This is a genomic window from Azospirillum halopraeferens DSM 3675 (assembly GCF_000429625.1).
GTDB classification, from domain to species: Bacteria; Pseudomonadota; Alphaproteobacteria; order Azospirillales; family Azospirillaceae; genus Azospirillum; species Azospirillum halopraeferens.
Genome location: NZ_AUCF01000006.1, coordinates 89,668 through 104,921, shown reverse-complemented (window position 1 = coordinate 104,921; position 15,254 = coordinate 89,668). Strand labels below are relative to the sequence as shown.

The window sequence follows — 15,254 nt, the reverse complement described above, 5'->3', positions numbered from 1 at the left end:
GTCATGCGGTGTTGCGGATCCGCTCCAGAAAGGTGCGGACGTTGGTGCTCAGCGCGCCGGCGTGATGGTGCAGCGTGCGCGCGGACTCCAGGACATGATCGGCCAGACCGCCGGTCTCGGACGCTGCCGCATTCACCTGGCCGATGGTGCCCGTGACGCTTTGGGTGCCTTCCGCGGCCTGCTGGACGTTGCGGGCGATCTCCCGGGTCGCGGCCGCCTGCTGCTCGACGGCCGCCGCGATGGTGGTCGCAATCTCGTTGATGTGGTTGATCGTCGCGCCGACCCCCTTGATCGCGTCGGCGGAGCCGCGCGCCGCATCCTGCATGCCGGCGATCTGGCGGGCGATGTCCTCGGTGGCCTTGGCTGTCTGGTTGGCCAGGTTCTTGACCTCCGAGGCCACGACGGCGAATCCCTTGCCGGCTTCGCCGGCCCGCGCCGCCTCGATGGTGGCGTTCAGCGCCAGAAGGTTCGTCTGCCCGGCGATGGAGTTGATGAGCTGCACCACGTCGCCGATCTTCTGCGCCGCGTCGACGAGGCCGGAGACGGTGGTGTTGGTGCGCTCCGCTTCCGCCACTGCATCCCCGGCGATCTTCGCCGAACGGCTGACCTGCTGGCCGATTTCTCCGATGGATGCGGTCAGCTCCTCCGAGGCGGAGGCCACGGTCTGCACGTTGGCCGACGCCTGCCCGGCCGCCGTCGCCACCTCCATCGAGCGGTGGCGGGTCGCCGCGGCGAGGTCGGACATGCGCTGGGCGTTGCCCCGCATGGTGTCGGAGGCGGACACGGTGTCCTCGACGATGCCCTTCACGCTCGATTCGAAGCTGTCCGCAAAGCCGTTCAGCAGCGTCCGCTTGGCGTCGCGTTCAGCCTCGGCGTAGGTTTCCAGCAGGACCTCCAGATCCAGCCAGGTCACCTTCTCCAGCGCCCGGCGCAGGGCGGCCTTGTCGGCTTTGGCCCGTCCGCCGAACAAGGAAAAACCACCACCGTCGTCATCGAGGCCGAGCTCGCGGGCGATGCCGCCGCAGACCGTATGGTGGCAGATGGCGACGGCATAGCCGGGGACGCCATGTGCACAAAAGGCGCGGGCCAAACGCCGGGCCGACTCGATGAACCCGTCGTCGATGCGTCCGGCCACCACCCGCGTCCAGTGGGCGACGCGGACGGCGTGGACCTCCGGGTCGCGCAAAGCCGACTGGATCTCCGGCCACAACGCGAAGGCGGCGTGCAAGTCTTCCAGAAGGGCGGGCAGACGGTTTTCGGCGAAGGCACCGTTGGCGCGCAACGCCGCGAGGTCCCGCTCCGTGATGGCGAATGCGGCCAGGCGCTTGCGCTGGCTGTCGGCAGAATCGATAGCGGCCATGGCCTTCCGGCCCCCTTCGCGTTTCGTTATCGCAGTGGAGCACCGCGGTGGGCGATGCGATCGGATGTACGAAGGAGACTTTATCGCGGATTGGTCCAACTTTCATCATATCCATGTATGTAAATCCGGGCCTGACCGGGACTGTGGCGGCACGGTTACGGCGTACGGAAGCCGACCGTCCGCACGTCCAGTTCATGGGTGCGGGGATCACGGCGGAAGGTCAGGCTGACCGTCCGTTCGGAACCCGGCGGCACGAAGTCGATGGTGGCATCCCCGGTTTCCACCGGCTGTCCCCGGTGTGACAGCGTGCCTTCGACCTTCACTTCGGCGGCGGTGGTGCCGCCCATGTTCACGGTACGGATATCGATCCGGTAGCCGGTTCGGGTGTCCGCCACACGCTGGACGGATGCGACGATGTCCGGCGGTTCGTCGGGGACGAAGACCGCGAGGTAGAAGAGATAGCCGATCACGCCGGCGACAAGCAGGCAGCCCAGGCCCGCGACCGCCCATTCCAACCGGGAGATCGGGCCGGTGGCGGCGGTGATGCCGGGGCGGAGGGTCGGATCATCCATGGCCGTCGCCCGTCACAGGATCAGGCGGGCGGCGGCGGCGCCCATGGCGGACGGAAAGCCCAGCACCACCGTCGCCATCACCGCCGGTTCCGGCCCCATCCCGTCCAGTCGGCCGAACGACCACAGGGCGTAGAGGCTCATCGCCAGAGCCACGGCGTAGCCCGCCACGGTGTAGCGCAGGAACAGGCTCCACCACGGGCCGTCCGCCGGGCGGCGCGCCTCCTGGCCGCTGAACCGGACGGCGTAGACGAAGGCGTGCATCAGCACCAGCGACAACCCGGCCAGCGCCAGCGCCTGCCACTCGGCCATCTGGTAGGCGATCAGCACCATCTCTTCGGTCGGTGCGACGTTGAAGGCGAGAAACAGACTGCCCACGGCCATGATGAACAGCTCGCCGCGATAGCTGCTGATGCGGCGACGGGCCGGTGGGGCGTCGGTCGATTGGCCGAACTGGTTCTGCGCCAGCAAGGCGCCGAGTGCACCGGCCAGCGCCTGTAAGGCGACCTTGCCGACGATCTCCGCCAGGGCCATGTCGGGCCGGATGACGCCGAACAGCAGCAGGATCGTGCCGCCGGCCGCAAACCCCACGGCGTAGGCGACAAAGGCATCCACCAGGTCGTCGACCCAGCCGAAGGTTTCCTCGAAACCGATGTAATGGGACAGGCCGACCAGCATCGGCAACCCCAGCAGCAGCATCAGCGCCAGCCGCCCCTGGTCCATGGTGAACCCCAGCCACCACATCTCCATGGTCATGAACATGGGCAGGGAGAACAGGATGGCCCCGCCGAACGCGCGGGCCAGCCCGATGCGGAACAGGCGCCCCGGATCGGGGGAGGGCGGGGGGGTTCGGTCGGCGGTGGCCATGGGGCGTGTCATCCATCCCGGTCACGGTGGAGGATGAAACGCCGCCGGGCTCCCGGCGGTCCCGGGTGTCTTAAGAGGCGTCGCCCGTCCAGCCGCAGCGCCGCAGGGCCGCGTCCAGATGGGGCGGCACCGGCGCCACGGCCTCGACCGGCGGCTTGGAGGACTGCAGGGGCAGCATCAGCGCGCGGGCGTGCAGGTGCAACGGCAGCCCCGCCGGCCCGCCGTATTGCGGATCGCCCAGCAGCGGGCAGCCGAGATGGGCGGCATGGACACGGATCTGGTGGGTCCGCCCGGTGCGCGGGCGGCACTCCAGCCAGGTCCAGCCCTCGCCGCGGCCGAGCACGCGGTAGTCGGTGACGGCGCGCTGCCCCGCGGGGTCGATGACGATGCGCCAGCCGCCGCCGCGGTTGGCCACCTTGGCCAGCGGCGCCTCGACGCGCCCCTCCTCGTCGGGCGGCCCGCCCGCCACCACCGCCCAATAGGTCTTTTCGGCCAGGCCATCGGAGAACAGCTTGCCCAGCTTGCGCAACGCCTTGGGATGTCGGCCGAGCGCCAGGCAGCCCGATGTGTCGCGGTCCAGCCGGTGCGCCAGCCCCGGCGGTCGCGGCAGGCCGAAGCGCAGGGCGTCGAAGTACCGTTCCAGGTTCGGCCCGCCCCCCGGCCCGGCGTGCACCGGTAGCCCCGCGGGCTTGTCGAGGATCAGCACCAGCCCGTCGCGGTGCAGCACGCGGGCCTGGATCTCTTCCGGTGTCATGTGCGCTCGCTCAACCCCACGCTCGGGTGATCAACCGGTCGTCGGCCGGCGGCATGTCCACCCGTTCCGACAGGTTGCCGGTGCGTTCGCGGGCCCGGCGCACCGGATCCCCGTTCAGGGAATGGTTCACCGCGTGCCTGGGCGCACGCACCTCGCAACCGAAGGCCATGGCCGTTTCCGCGCCCGCATCCTGCGCAGGATATGCGCAGAATGCGGGCGCAAACAAGCGGCCGGACCGCCCCGTCAGCCCAGCTTCAATTCCTGGAAGAAGTCGTTCCCCTTGTCGTCGACGATGACGAAGGCGGGGAAGTCCTCCACCTCGATGCGCCAGATGGCTTCCATACCGAGTTCGGGATACTCGATGCACTCCACTTTCTTGATGCAGTCCTGCGCCAGGCGCGCGGCGGCGCCGCCGATGGACCCGAGATAGAAGCCGCCGTGTTTCTTGCAGGCTTCGGTGACCTCGCGCGAGCGGTTGCCCTTGGCCAGCATGACCATGGAGCCGCCGGCCGCCTGGAACTGGTCGACGAAGCTGTCCATGCGCCCGGCCGTCGTCGGGCCGAAGGAACCGGACGGCATGCCTTCCGGTGTCTTGGCCGGACCGGCGTAGTAGACCGGGTGATTCCTGAAATAGTCGGGCAGCCCCTCACCCGCATCCAGGCGCTGGCGCAGCTTGGCGTGGGCCAGGTCGCGGGCGACGATCAGCGGGCCGGTCAGGGAGACGCGGGTGCGGATCGGGTGCTGCGACAGGACGGCGCGGATCTCGTCCATCGGCCGGGTGAGGTCGATCTTAACCACCTCGCCGGAAAGCTGGCCGTCGTCGATCTCCGGCAGGTAGCGGGCGGGATCGGTTTCGAGCTGTTCCAGGAAGATGCCGTCGCGGGTGATCTTGCCCACCGCCTGGCGGTCGGCCGAGCAGGAGACGCCGATGCCGATGGGCAGCGACGCGCCGTGGCGCGGCAGGCGGATGACGCGCACGTCGTGGCAGAAGTACTTGCCGCCGAACTGCGCGCCGATGCCCATGTGCTGGGTCATCTTGTGGATCTCCGCCTCCATGGCGAGATCGCGGAAGGCGTGCGCGTCCTCCCCGCCCTCGGTGGGCAGGGCGTCGAGGTAGCGGGCGGAGGCCAGCTTCACCGTCTTCAGGTTCTGCTCGGCGCTCAGGCCGCCGATGACCACGGCAAGGTGGTAGGGCGGGCAGGCGGCGGTGCCGAGGTAGCGGATCTTGTCCTCGAGGAACTTCAGCAGCCGGTCCGGGGCCAGCACCGACGGGGTGGCCTGGTGCAGGAAGGTCTTGTTGGCCGAACCGCCGCCCTTGGCCATGAACAGGAACTTGTAGGCGTCTTCGCCCTCGGCGTAGATGTCCACCTGCGCCGGCAGGTTGGTGCGCGTGTTGCGCTCCTCGTACATCGAGATCGGGGCGAGCTGGCTGTAGCGAAGGTTGCGCTTGAGATAGGCGTCCTTGACCCCTTCGCCCAGCGCCGCCTCGTCACCGCCCCTGGTCCACACCCGACGGCCCTTCTTGCCCATGATGATGGCGGTGCCGGTGTCCTGGCACATGGGCAGCGTGCCGCCGGCCGCGATGTTGGCGTTCTTCAGCAGATCCAGTGCCACGAAGCGGTCGTTGGCCGACGCCTCGGGATCGTCGAGGATGGCGCGGAGCTGGCGCAGGTGGCCCGGACGCAGCAGGTGGTTGATGTCGGCGAACGCCGCCTCGGCCAGCAGGCGCAGCCCTTCCGGCTCGACCTTCAGGATTTCGTCGCCCTCGAACGTGACGACGGACACGTGATCGGAGGTCAGCTTGCGGTAGGGCGTGTCGTCCTTACCGAGGGGAAAGAGGGTGGGCGTTCCCCGGGACGGGCTCGAATCGTCGGGCATGGATGGCTTCCTTCGTGTTTGCGTCCGCGGTCCTCGTTCGCCCCACGGCGGGGGGCGTTGCGGCCCCGTTATACACCGCCCGCCGCCGGGAACAACGGTCCGCGCGGGTTCCCGCCAAGCTGCCGCCCATGGAGGGGCGCGGATCGGGAGTGCCTATCACTGTGATCGGGTGTATCGATTTTGTCTCTGGATCCGAACGGGCTATATCCTCGTACCAAACCATCGGGATCGGACGGAGGCTGGCATGAGCAGATCGGTGCGGAGCTTGTTGAGCGCGCTGGAGCAGCACGGCGTGCGAGTGCTGGAGGGGGGGCGGTTGCAGGTCACCGGCGACGTGCCGCCGGCGCTGCTGCTGCGCGCCCACGGCAACCGGCGCGCCCTCGGGGCGGCGGTGGGACAGCGGCGCGCCTGAGATGGTCCCCGCCAAGCCCGCCGGGCACCCGGCCGTTCCGCCCCGCCGCATCGGGGTCCTGCTCATCAACCTCGGCACGCCGGACGCCACCGACTATTGGTCGATGCGCCGCTACCTGAAGGAATTCCTGTCGGACCCCCGGGTGATCGAGGTGCCGAAGGCCGTGTGGTGGCCGGTGCTGAACGGCATCATCCTGACCTTCCGCCCATCCAGGAGCGGCCACGCCTACCGCAGCATCTGGAACACCGAACGCAATGAAAGCCCGCTGGCCACCATCACCCGCGCCCAGGCGCAGGCGGTGGCCGCCGCGCTGGACGCCCGCCACGGCGGCCGGGTGGTGACGGATTGGGCCATGCGCTACGGCCGGCCCGCCATCGGGCCGGTGATCGACCGGCTGAAGGCCGAGGGCTGCGACCGCATCCTGCTGTTCCCGCTCTATCCCCAATACTCCGCCACCACCACGGCCACCGCCAACGACCAGGCGTTCCGTCATTTGATGACGCTGCGCTGGCAGCCGGCCGTGCGCACGGTGCCCGCCTACCACGATGATCCCGGCTACATCGACGCGCTGGCCCGCTCCGTCGAACGGCACCTGGAGACGCTGGATTTCAGACCCGACGTGCTGCTGGCGAGCTTCCACGGCCTGCCGCAGGCGTATCTGGACCGCGGCGACCCCTACCATTGCTTCTGCGTCAAGACGGCGCGTCTGCTGGCGGAGAGGCTGGGCTGGCCGGACGGCACGGTGCGCCACAGCTTCCAGTCCCGCTTCGGCAAGGCGGAATGGCTGAAGCCCTACACCGACCGCACGGTGGAGGAGCTGGCGCGGGCCGGCAAGACCAAGCTCGCCATCATCGCCCCCGGCTTCGCCGCCGATTGCGTCGAGACGCTGGAAGAAATCCAGAGCGAGGTGAAGGACGCCTTCATGGCCGCGGGCGGGGAACGGTTCACCTACGTCCCCTGCCTGAACGACCACCCCGACCACGTGGATTTTCTCACCGGCGTGGTAGAGCGGGAGCTGGGGGGCTGGCTGTAGCGCCGGCCCGAACCGCGGCGGGCGCCGGCTCCGGCCGGGTGGCCACGCAGAGCGCCGACAGGATCAGGACGGCCCAGCCGGACGCCGCCGCCGCGGGCAGGGCCGGAGCAACGGGCATCAGGAGAACGGCCCCCAGCCCCATGCCGCCCAGGGACGCCAGCTTGGCCGGGCGGGTCATGGCGCCATGCTCCAGGAACAGGCGGATGCCCGGTCCGAAGCGCGGGTGCTCCAGGATGCGGGCCGCCCGCGGGTCGCCCGCCCTGACCAGGCACAGCACGGCGAGAATCCAGAAGATCGTGGTGGGCAGCACCGGCACCACGATGCCGATGGCGCCCACGGCGAACAGGGCGGCGCCGGCGGCTTTCAGCAGGACGGGCATGGACGTCTCCGTACGAGGTCGGCGCCCCTTCCACCGCGGGAAGGGGCGCCGGGTTGCCGGGCTTACTCGGACAGGATCAGCGTCGGGGCGCCGCTTCCCGCCGCGGCGCGGGCGGCACGGACGCCGGCGCCGTAGTCGGGGTGCACCCGGTCGAACAGGGCGAGCTGCCGCTCGGCGATGTGGTCGGGTATGCCCTGCATCGCCGCGGCGATGTTGGCGAACAGCCGCTGCTTCTGGCCGTCATCGAACAGGTTGAACAGGGCGCGGGGCTGGCTGAAGTCGTCGTTGCCCTCGCGGTGGTCGTAGCGGTCGGCATCGGCCGCGATGCGCAGCGGCGGCTCCTTCACCGACGGGTCCTGGGACGGGCCGCCGAAGCTGTTGGGCTCGTAGTAGGCATCGGGGTTGCCGGTGTCGTTGCGGAAGAAGCGCATCGCCCCGTCCTTGTGGTAGTGGTGCACCGGGCAGCGCGGCGTGTTGACCGGCAGCGCCTCATAATGGGTGCCGAGCCGGTAGCGGTGAGCGTCGGCATAGGAGAAGATGCGGGCCTGGAGCATCTTGTCCGGGCTGAAGCCGATGCCGGGCACGGTGTTGGACGGACTGAAGGCCGCCTGCTCGATCTCAGCGAAATAATTGTCCGGATTGCGATTCAGTTCCACCACGCCGACCTCGATGAGGGGGTAGTCGCCGTGCGGCCACACCTTGGTCAGGTCGAAGGGGTTGTAGGGGGTCTTCTCGGCGTCCAGTTCGGGCATGACCTGGACGAAGAGGGTCCACTGCGGATAATCGCCGCGCTCGATGGCGCCGAACAGGTCCTCCTGGTAGCTTTCGCGGCTGTTGCCGATGACCACCGCGGATTCGGCGTTGGTCATGGTCCGGTGGCCCTGGCGGGTCTTGAAGTGGAACTTGACCCAGAACCGTTCGCCGTCAGCGTTCCAGAAGCTGTAGGTATGGCTGCCGTAGCCGTTCATGAAGCGCGGGCTGACGGGGATGCCACGGTCGCTGAACAGCGTGGTGATCTGGTGCAGGCTTTCCGGCGACAGGCTCCAGAAATCCCACATGGCGGTCGGCGAGCGCAGGTTGGTGCGCGGGTGCCGCTTCTGGGTGTGGATGAAGTCCGGGAACTTCAGCGGGTCGCGGATGAAGAACACCGGTGTGTTGTTGCCGACCAGGTCCCAGTTGCCCTCCTCGGTGTAGAACTTCACCGCGAAGCCGCGCACGTCGCGTTCGGCATCGGCGGCACCCATCTCCCCGGCGACGGTGGAGAAGCGGATGAGCAGGTCGGTCTTCTTGCCGATGCCGTCGAACAGCCGGGCGCGGGTGTAGGGGGTGACGTCATTGGTGACCGTCAGGGTGCCGAATGCCCCCCAGCCCTTGGCATGGACCACCCGCTCCGGAATGCGCTCCCGGTTCTGGTGAGCAAGCTTTTCGATGAGCTGCCAGTCCTGCAACAGCACCGGACCCCGCGGGCCCGCGGTGAGGGAGTTCTGGTTGTCGGCGACGGGGGCGCCGCCGGTGGTGGTCATGCGGTGGGTCACGGCGTTTCTCCTCTTCTGCGATGGTTTGGGATCGTCTGAAGGGAAAGCTAGACCATAAACGATGTTCGATAAAATCGATTGTACGTATTGTAGCGATCGTTCTTTCCTATCGACGATCGGTGTCGGAGCCGCGGGCGATGCAGCCGGTGCCGCCGGCTGTGACGTGGCCGCAGAAGGTGCGGGCGTCGTCGCGGCCGGCGAAACCGCTGACGATCACCCGCCAGGCGGTGCGTCCGTCGCTCAACTGCGCCTGGCGGACGGTCAGAGTCCGGCCCTCCATCAGCGGTGGCGGAATCAGGCCGCGCAGGCGTCTCACCTCGGACTGCGCCGCCTCCTCGCTGAACAGCGTGGCGAGCTGGGCATAAGCCGGCGACGGAAGATCGGTCGGGGCCGGCGCCGCGGGTGATTCCGGCTCCGGCCCCGGAGCCGGTGGAGTCACGGGAGCAACCGGGGTCTCCTCCGGCGGGGCTGCCGGTTCCGGAACAGGGGGCGGCGGAGCCACGGTCACCGCTTCCGGCTGCGGTTCGGGCTCCCCGGCGGCTTCGGCGGGGGCCGGCGGCATGTCCAGAGCCAGGCGGAGCTGGCGCACCGCCTCCTCCAGCGGCCCGAACGCGGCGGGATCGGCCCGAGCCAACAGGGCGCGGGCGCGCTCGGGGTCGGCGCGAACGCCGATGCCCTCGGCGTGGATGCGCGCGGCGGCGTAGATGCCGGCGGGATGGCCGCTGTCGGCGGCCCGTTCCAGCCAGGCGGCGGCGGCGACGGGATCCACCTCGATACGGCCGCCGCGCAGGTACAGCACGCCCAGCAGGGCTTCGGCCTGGCCGGGACCGGCGTTCTCCACCATGAGGCCGAGCGCCTCGCGGGCCAGCCGGTCGCGGTCGGTGGGCGGCGCTTCCGCGGCTCCGGCGGCGGCGGTCAACGCCGCGGCCATCATCATGGTGGACACAATGGTCGGCAGTCCCCGGATCATGCGGCAGTCCCCTTTAGGTGCTCGTCCCCCTGTGGTGCAGTATGCCAGCTTGAACGGGACAGGGCGACCCGCGTCGCGGGTCCGATTCCGGCAGGCCACCGGCCGATGGGTTGGCCGGCGCCGACCTTCGGCCTATTTTCGGACCGGACCCGCGACGCTACGGTTGCGCAGCAAAAAGAGACCGGAAGGGGAGAGCACGACATGGAAATGACCGGGCAGTACCGCATCGCCGCGCCGCGCGAGCGCGTCTGGGAGGCGCTGAACGATCCCGAGGTGCTGCGTCGCTGCATCCCCGGATGCGAGGAGATCGATAAGCGGTCGGACACGGAGTACACGGCCCGCGTCCAGGCGAAGGTGGGCCCGGTGAGCGCCCGCTTTTCCGGTAAGGTCACCCTGTCCGACCTCGACCCGCCGAACGGCTGCACCATGACCGGGGAGGGCACCGGCGGCGCTGCCGGCTTCGCCAGGGGCAGCGCCCGGGTGCGGCTGGCCGAAGAGGGCGACGCGACGGTCCTGTCCTACACGGCCGACGCCAAGGTGGGCGGCAAATTGGCGCAGGTGGGGTCCCGCCTCATCCAATCGGCGTCGCGCAAGATGGCCGACGACTTCTTCGCCCGCTTCGCCGAGGTGGTCGGGGACGGGGCTCCGGCGGCGGATCCGGCCGGTTCGGAGGTGGTTGCCGGTCGTGCGGAGCCGCCGCCGGAGCTTCCGGTGCCCGTACCGGCCGCGAGCGGGGCGATCGCCACCTACCTGCCCTGGGGCGTGGCCGGGATCGGGGTGCTGCTGCTGTTCCTGCTGTGGCTTGCCGCGTAGCGGACCCCCGGATGATTTCGCCTTCGGCGGGTGTTTGTCCCCATGTTCACAGGGGTTGGCCTTTTGTCGAATCCGTGTATGCTGCCGGCCAAGTGCCGGTATCCCGGCACCGGTCGAACACCAGGACAAACCCGACATCCAAATGCCGGCCTGCGGCCGGTGCATAAGCAAAGGGAAACACCATCAATGAACAAGACGCTGTTGATCGGCACCACGCTCGCTCTTGGCCTCGGCCTCGCTTCGACCGGCGCCATGGCGGGTGATGCCGCCACCGGCAAGGAGGTCTTCAAGGAGTGCCTGGCCTGCCACACCGTTGAAGCGGGCAAGAACAAGGTGGGCCCGACGCTGCACGGCGTCGTCGGCCGTAAGGCCGGCGCCGTCGACGGGTTCCGCTACTCCAAGCCGATGCAGGAGAAGGCGTCCGGCGGCTTCACCTGGACGCCGGAGAACCTGACCGCCTATCTGCTGGCCCCGAAGGAGGTCGTCCCCGGCGGCACCATGGCCTATGCCGGCCTGTCCAAGTCGCCGAAGTGGAAGAGCGCGCCCGAAGAGGCGGCCGCCAACCTGATCGCCTACATGGAAGAGCAGAGCAAGTAACGTCTGCGCCCGTCACTGCGACGGAATGCGGGCCGGAGGATCATTCCTCCGGCCCGTTTTGCTTGAGCGGCTACCCGAGGCTCTTGCTTGCCACCTCATAGACGTCCGGCGACAGGCCGGACTGCGCGACGATGCGCCGCAACTGCGCCCGCATGAGGTCCTGCCGGCCGGTGTCGAACCGCCGCAGGCGCGAAAACGGACCCATCAGCCGCGCTGCGACCTGCGGGTTGATCGGGTCGATGCGCAGAACCTGGTCGGCCAGGAAGGCGTAGCCGGCACCGTCGGCAGCGTGGAAACGCACGGGGTTGCCGCCGGCGAAGGCGCCGATCAGCGCATAGACCTTGTTGGGATTGCGGATCTCGAAGGCGGGATGGGCCAGCAGGCGGGTCACGTCAGCCAGGGCGTCGGCGCGTTTGGACGTGGCCCGGACCATGAACCACTTGTCCATCACCAGCGGCTCGTCCTTCCAGCGGTCATGGAACGCGCCAAGCGCCGCCTCGCGCTCCGGCGTGTCGGTGTCGGCCAGGAACTGCAGGGCGGCGATCGCGTCGGTCATGGCGTGGGCGCCGTGGAACTGGCCAACGCACAACCCCAGCGCCTCGTCGTCCCCGAGGGCCATGAGGTAGGCGAGGCTGAGATTCTTCAGCGCCCGCCGGCCGATGGCGGCGGCGTCCACCGCGAAGGGTTCATTGCCGGCGTTGGCGCGGTAGGTGGCCAGCCAGCGCGGGCGCAGCGCCGTCGCAAGGGCCCGCCGCGCCGCCTCGCGTGCCTCGTGGATGGCCACGGGGTCGACCACCTCCATCTGGGTGGCCAGATACGCCTCGCCGGGCAGCACCAATGCCTGTGCGGCGAAGGCCGGATCGGCGGCGGCATCTTCCAGCAGCGCCTCCATGGCCCGGACATAGGCGTCCGGCAGCGTGCCATTGCCGCCCCCGGCGATCATCCCCAGCAGGATGCGCGTGCCCAGCGTCTGGCCGGCCTCCCACCGGTTGAAGGCGTCGCTGTCATGGGCCATCAGGAAGGCGAGGTCGGCGTCCGACAGGTCGGTCTTCAGCCGCACCGGAGCGGAGAATCCCCGCAGCAGCGACGGCACCGGCCGGGCCGGCACGTCCACGAACTCGAACACCTCTTCGGCGCGGCGGATCTCCAGCACCCGGCCGGTGCCGGCTGCCGCGTCCTCGCCCGCCAGGCGCAGCGGCAGGTCCCGCCCGTCGGGGCCGGTCAGGCCCATGGCCAGCGGGATGTGCATGGGCTGCTTGGCCGGCTGGCCGGGCGTCGGCGGCACCGACTGGCGCACGGTCAACCGGTAGGTCCGCGCCGCGGCGTCATAGGCGCCGGCCACGTCCAGCACCGGCGTCCCCGCCTGACGGTACCACAGGGAGAACTGCGCGAGGTCGACACCGCTGGCATCGGCCATGGCGGCGACGAAGTCGTCGCAGGTCACGGCCTGGCCGTCGTGCCGGGCGAAGTAGAGATCCATCCCCTTGCGGAACCGCTCCCGGCCCAGCAGGGTGTGGATCATGCGGATGACCTCGGCCCCCTTGTCGTACACGGTGGGTGTGTAGAAGTTGTTGATTTCCACATAGGAATCCGGGCGGACGGGGTGCGCCATGGCGCTGGCGTCCTCGGGGAACTGGACGGTGCGCAGGCGCTGCACCTCGGCGATGCGCTTGACCGGGCGAGAGTGCATATCCGCGCTGAACTCCTGGTCGCGGAACACCGTCAGCCCTTCCTTCAGAGAGAGCTGGAACCAATCGCGGCAGGTGACCCGGTTTCCGGTCCAGTTGTGGAAATACTCGTGCGCCACCACGGCTTCGATATTGAGGAAATCCTGATCGGTGGCGGTTTCCGGCTTGGCAAGGACATACTTTGTGTTGAAGACGTTCAGCGACTTGTTTTCCATTGCCCCCATGTTGAAGTCGCTCACGGCGACGATGTTGAAGATGTCCAGATCGTACTCCAGACCGAACACCTCCTCGTCCCACGCCATGGACCTCTTCAGCGAGGCCATGGCATGGTCGACCTTGTCCTCGTTGCCGGGCTCGACATAGATGCGCAGGGCGACGTCGCGGCCGGAGCGGGTGCGGAACCGATCCTCGACACAGCGCAGGTTGCCGGCCACCAGGGCGAACAGATAGCAGGGTTTGGGAAACGGATCCTCCCAGCGGGCCCAGTGCCGCCCGTCGGGGCAATCGCCGCTGTCCACGGGGTTGCCGTTGGACAGCAGCACGGGATACCGCGCCTTGTCCGCTTCGATCCGCGTGGAGTAGCGGGCCATCACGTCGGGCCGGTCCGGGAAGTAGGTGATCTTTCGGAACCCTTCCGCCTCGCACTGGGTGCAGTAATTGCCCGACGAGGTGTAGAGCCCCTCCAGCGCCGTGTTCTCCTGCGGCTTGATGCGGACCACCGTCTCCAGGGTGAAGGCGTCCGGCACATGGGGAATGGTCAGCCGGTCGGCGTCGACGGTGTAGCAGTCGGGCGTCAGCGCCCGGCCGTCGAGCGCCACCGACACCAGTTCCAGCCGCTGGCCGTCAAGCACCAGGGGCGGATGCTCCACCGTGTCCGCCGCGTCCTGTGCCTCTGCACAGGCGGGATTACGCCGCACCGTCAGGGTGGCCCGCACCGTGGTGACATCGTCGCGCAGATCGAAGCGCAGATCGACCGTTTCGATCAGGTGGGCGGGCGGGCGGTAATCCTTGAGCAGGATGGCTCCGGGGGTGCCTTTGTCCATGGCTGGCGTCTCTGGTCGTCGGTCGGAAGGCTTCCCCCGGACGGGGGAACGCGGGCGTGTCCCGGTAAGGTGTGTCCCGCCCGCCACCGTTCAACCCGGACCTTCGCCCGACCGGCCACCACCGCCGGCATCAGCCCGCCAGGGTCAGCACCAGCAGGCTGATCGAGGACACCGCGAGCGCGCCGAGCGAGCGCCGGCCGACGCGCACCGCCGCCTCCGTGTTACCCTGTTCATCCAGGCGCAGGGCCATGATGTTGGAGAAGATGGCGCCGAACAGCGTCATGATGTGGACCAGCGACAGCGCACCGTAGAGCGGCATGCCGAGGATCAGGGCGATCAGCGCCAGCACACCGCCCTGGGCCATGGCGCTGCGCGCAATGGGCTCCCAGTGCTCGCGGGCAACCAGCGTCTCAAATCCACCGGGTGGGCTGCGATCGATGTCCATGCTCATACTGGGTCCTCCGTTGCAGGGCCGGATTCCGGCGATGCCGGTGCAGGGCAACGCCGGCGCCCGGACCGGGGCGCAAACGCGAGAGTCCGACGAGGCAGCCCCCGGGCTGCCGGAAGGGGCCCGGACCCTGCCTCATAGGTGGGGTGCCGTCCCGTTCCGGCCAAGATCCGGCTGGCGGATGGCGGCGCTGCGGCGACGCTTCCGCTTTCCGGTTGACGGGGACGGGCATCGGCGCTCCCTTGATGGACAAGAACGGCAAAGGGCGGAGGGCGTTCCGTGGATTCGCTCGTCAGTGCGTTGGTGGTGTTCTTCGTGGTGATCGATCCGGTGGGTCTGGTGCCGATATTCTTAGGCCTGACGCAGGGGTTCGACGCCCGGCGCAAGCGGATGATCGCCTTGCGGGGAACCGTCATCAGCCTGGCGATCATCGTCTTCTTTGCCTATCTCGGCCGCACCGTCCTCGATGCGCTGGGGATCGACATGGCGGCGTTCCGCATCGCCGGCGGTGCCCTGCTGTTCTGGATCGCCTTCGAAATGCTGTTCGAGCGGCGCAACGACCGCAAGGAGCGGACGGCCGACGACGCCCGCACCGACGAGGAGGCGCACGATCTGGCCGTCTTCCCGCTGGCCATCCCGCTGATCGCCGGTCCGGGCGCTATAACTTCGGTCATGCTGCTGATGGACCGTTACGGCGGGGAGGCCGGCGGGCAGGCGATCGTGCTGGGGGCGGCGGCACTGGTGATCGCCGCCACCGCCGCCGTTCTCGCCGGCGCCGACGCGGTGGGCCGGCTGCTCGGCCGCACGGTGATCCACACGGTCAGCCGCATCCTGGGAATCGTCCTGGCGGCTCTGGCGACGCAGACGGTGATGTCCGGCATCACCGCGATCTATCCGCCGGGGTGAGG

At 69.1% G+C, this 15,254-nt stretch carries 16 protein-coding genes; 5 read left to right on the top strand and 11 right to left on the bottom strand.

Going from position 1 to position 15,254, the window contains the following annotated elements:
• Position 1: 1 nt before the first annotated feature.
• The 6 genes from G472_RS32010 to G472_RS0108330 form a co-directional block, all read right to left on the bottom strand.
• The gene (locus tag G472_RS32010) at positions 2–1,360 is read right to left on the bottom strand and encodes a globin-coupled sensor protein (protein ID WP_035691627.1); all 1,359 of its coding nucleotides are present in this window, start codon (positions 1,358–1,360) and stop codon (positions 2–4) included.
• Between the two features lie 155 nt (positions 1,361–1,515).
• Complete coding sequence (locus tag G472_RS0108350) at positions 1,516–1,932, bottom strand: hypothetical protein (RefSeq protein ID WP_029008015.1); 417 nt, start codon at positions 1,930–1,932, stop codon at positions 1,516–1,518.
• 12 nt (positions 1,933–1,944) lie between these two features.
• Positions 1,945–2,796, bottom strand: coding sequence for a TIGR02587 family membrane protein (locus tag G472_RS0108345; RefSeq protein ID WP_029008014.1), 852 nt, complete (start codon positions 2,794–2,796; stop codon positions 1,945–1,947).
• Between the two features lie 70 nt (positions 2,797–2,866).
• Complete coding sequence (locus G472_RS0108340; protein WP_029008013.1) at positions 2,867–3,550, bottom strand: RluA family pseudouridine synthase; 684 nt, start codon at positions 3,548–3,550, stop codon at positions 2,867–2,869.
• A gap of 10 nt (positions 3,551–3,560) precedes the next feature.
• Entirely contained in the window at positions 3,561–3,719 is a 159-nt protein-coding gene (locus tag G472_RS38765) for a hypothetical protein (protein WP_156927043.1), read from the bottom strand.
• 74 nt (positions 3,720–3,793) lie between these two features.
• The gene (locus G472_RS0108330; RefSeq protein ID WP_029008012.1) at positions 3,794–5,428 is read right to left on the bottom strand and encodes a fumarate hydratase; all 1,635 of its coding nucleotides are present in this window, start codon (positions 5,426–5,428) and stop codon (positions 3,794–3,796) included.
• 244 nt (positions 5,429–5,672) lie between these two features.
• Here G472_RS0108330 and G472_RS39435 point away from each other — a divergent pair, with 244 nt between their 5' ends.
• Positions 5,673–5,840 carry a hypothetical protein gene (locus G472_RS39435; protein ID WP_169732793.1) on the top strand — a complete coding sequence of 56 codons (168 nt, stop codon included), beginning with the start codon at positions 5,673–5,675 and terminating at the stop codon, positions 5,838–5,840.
• A gap of 1 nt (position 5,841) precedes the next feature.
• Positions 5,842–6,873 carry a ferrochelatase gene (gene hemH, locus G472_RS0108320; protein ID WP_029008011.1) on the top strand — a complete coding sequence of 344 codons (1,032 nt, stop codon included), beginning with the start codon at positions 5,842–5,844 and terminating at the stop codon, positions 6,871–6,873.
• Here hemH and G472_RS32005 read toward each other — a convergent pair.
• From G472_RS32005 to G472_RS40525, 3 genes are all read right to left on the bottom strand, one after another.
• Positions 6,833–7,252: a YbaN family protein gene (locus G472_RS32005; RefSeq protein ID WP_051340581.1), complete on the bottom strand. Its 420-nt coding sequence runs from the start codon at positions 7,250–7,252 to the stop codon at positions 6,833–6,835. The genes hemH and G472_RS32005 overlap by 41 nt on opposite strands.
• A 62-nt stretch (positions 7,253–7,314) precedes the next feature.
• Positions 7,315–8,775: a catalase gene (locus G472_RS0108310; protein ID WP_035691716.1), complete on the bottom strand. Its 1,461-nt coding sequence runs from the start codon at positions 8,773–8,775 to the stop codon at positions 7,315–7,317.
• A 118-nt stretch (positions 8,776–8,893) separates the two neighbouring features.
• Entirely contained in the window at positions 8,894–9,757 is an 864-nt protein-coding gene (locus G472_RS40525; RefSeq protein WP_029008009.1) for an SPOR domain-containing protein, read from the bottom strand.
• Between the two features lie 201 nt (positions 9,758–9,958).
• Between G472_RS40525 and G472_RS0108300 the strand changes: the two genes are divergently transcribed.
• Both G472_RS0108300 and G472_RS0108295 read left to right on the top strand, forming a co-directional pair.
• Complete coding sequence (locus G472_RS0108300; RefSeq protein WP_029008008.1) at positions 9,959–10,570, top strand: SRPBCC family protein; 612 nt, start codon at positions 9,959–9,961, stop codon at positions 10,568–10,570.
• Positions 10,571–10,756: 186 nt separating this feature from the next.
• Complete coding sequence (locus tag G472_RS0108295) at positions 10,757–11,167, top strand: c-type cytochrome (protein WP_029008007.1); 411 nt, start codon at positions 10,757–10,759, stop codon at positions 11,165–11,167.
• A 70-nt stretch (positions 11,168–11,237) separates the two neighbouring features.
• On the opposite strand, the gene pepN is transcribed toward G472_RS0108295, so the two are convergent.
• A complete protein-coding gene (gene pepN / locus G472_RS0108290) occupies positions 11,238–13,898 on the bottom strand; it encodes an aminopeptidase N (RefSeq protein WP_029008006.1) in 2,661 nt (886 codons plus the stop codon).
• Between the two features lie 130 nt (positions 13,899–14,028).
• The gene (locus G472_RS0108285) at positions 14,029–14,349 is read right to left on the bottom strand and encodes a hypothetical protein (RefSeq protein ID WP_029008005.1); all 321 of its coding nucleotides are present in this window, start codon (positions 14,347–14,349) and stop codon (positions 14,029–14,031) included.
• 276 nt (positions 14,350–14,625) lie between these two features.
• On the opposite strand from G472_RS0108285, the gene G472_RS0108280 reads away from it, so the two are divergent.
• Entirely contained in the window at positions 14,626–15,252 is a 627-nt protein-coding gene (locus tag G472_RS0108280; RefSeq protein WP_029008004.1) for a MarC family protein, read from the top strand.
• The last annotated feature ends 2 nt before the right edge of the window (positions 15,253–15,254 follow it).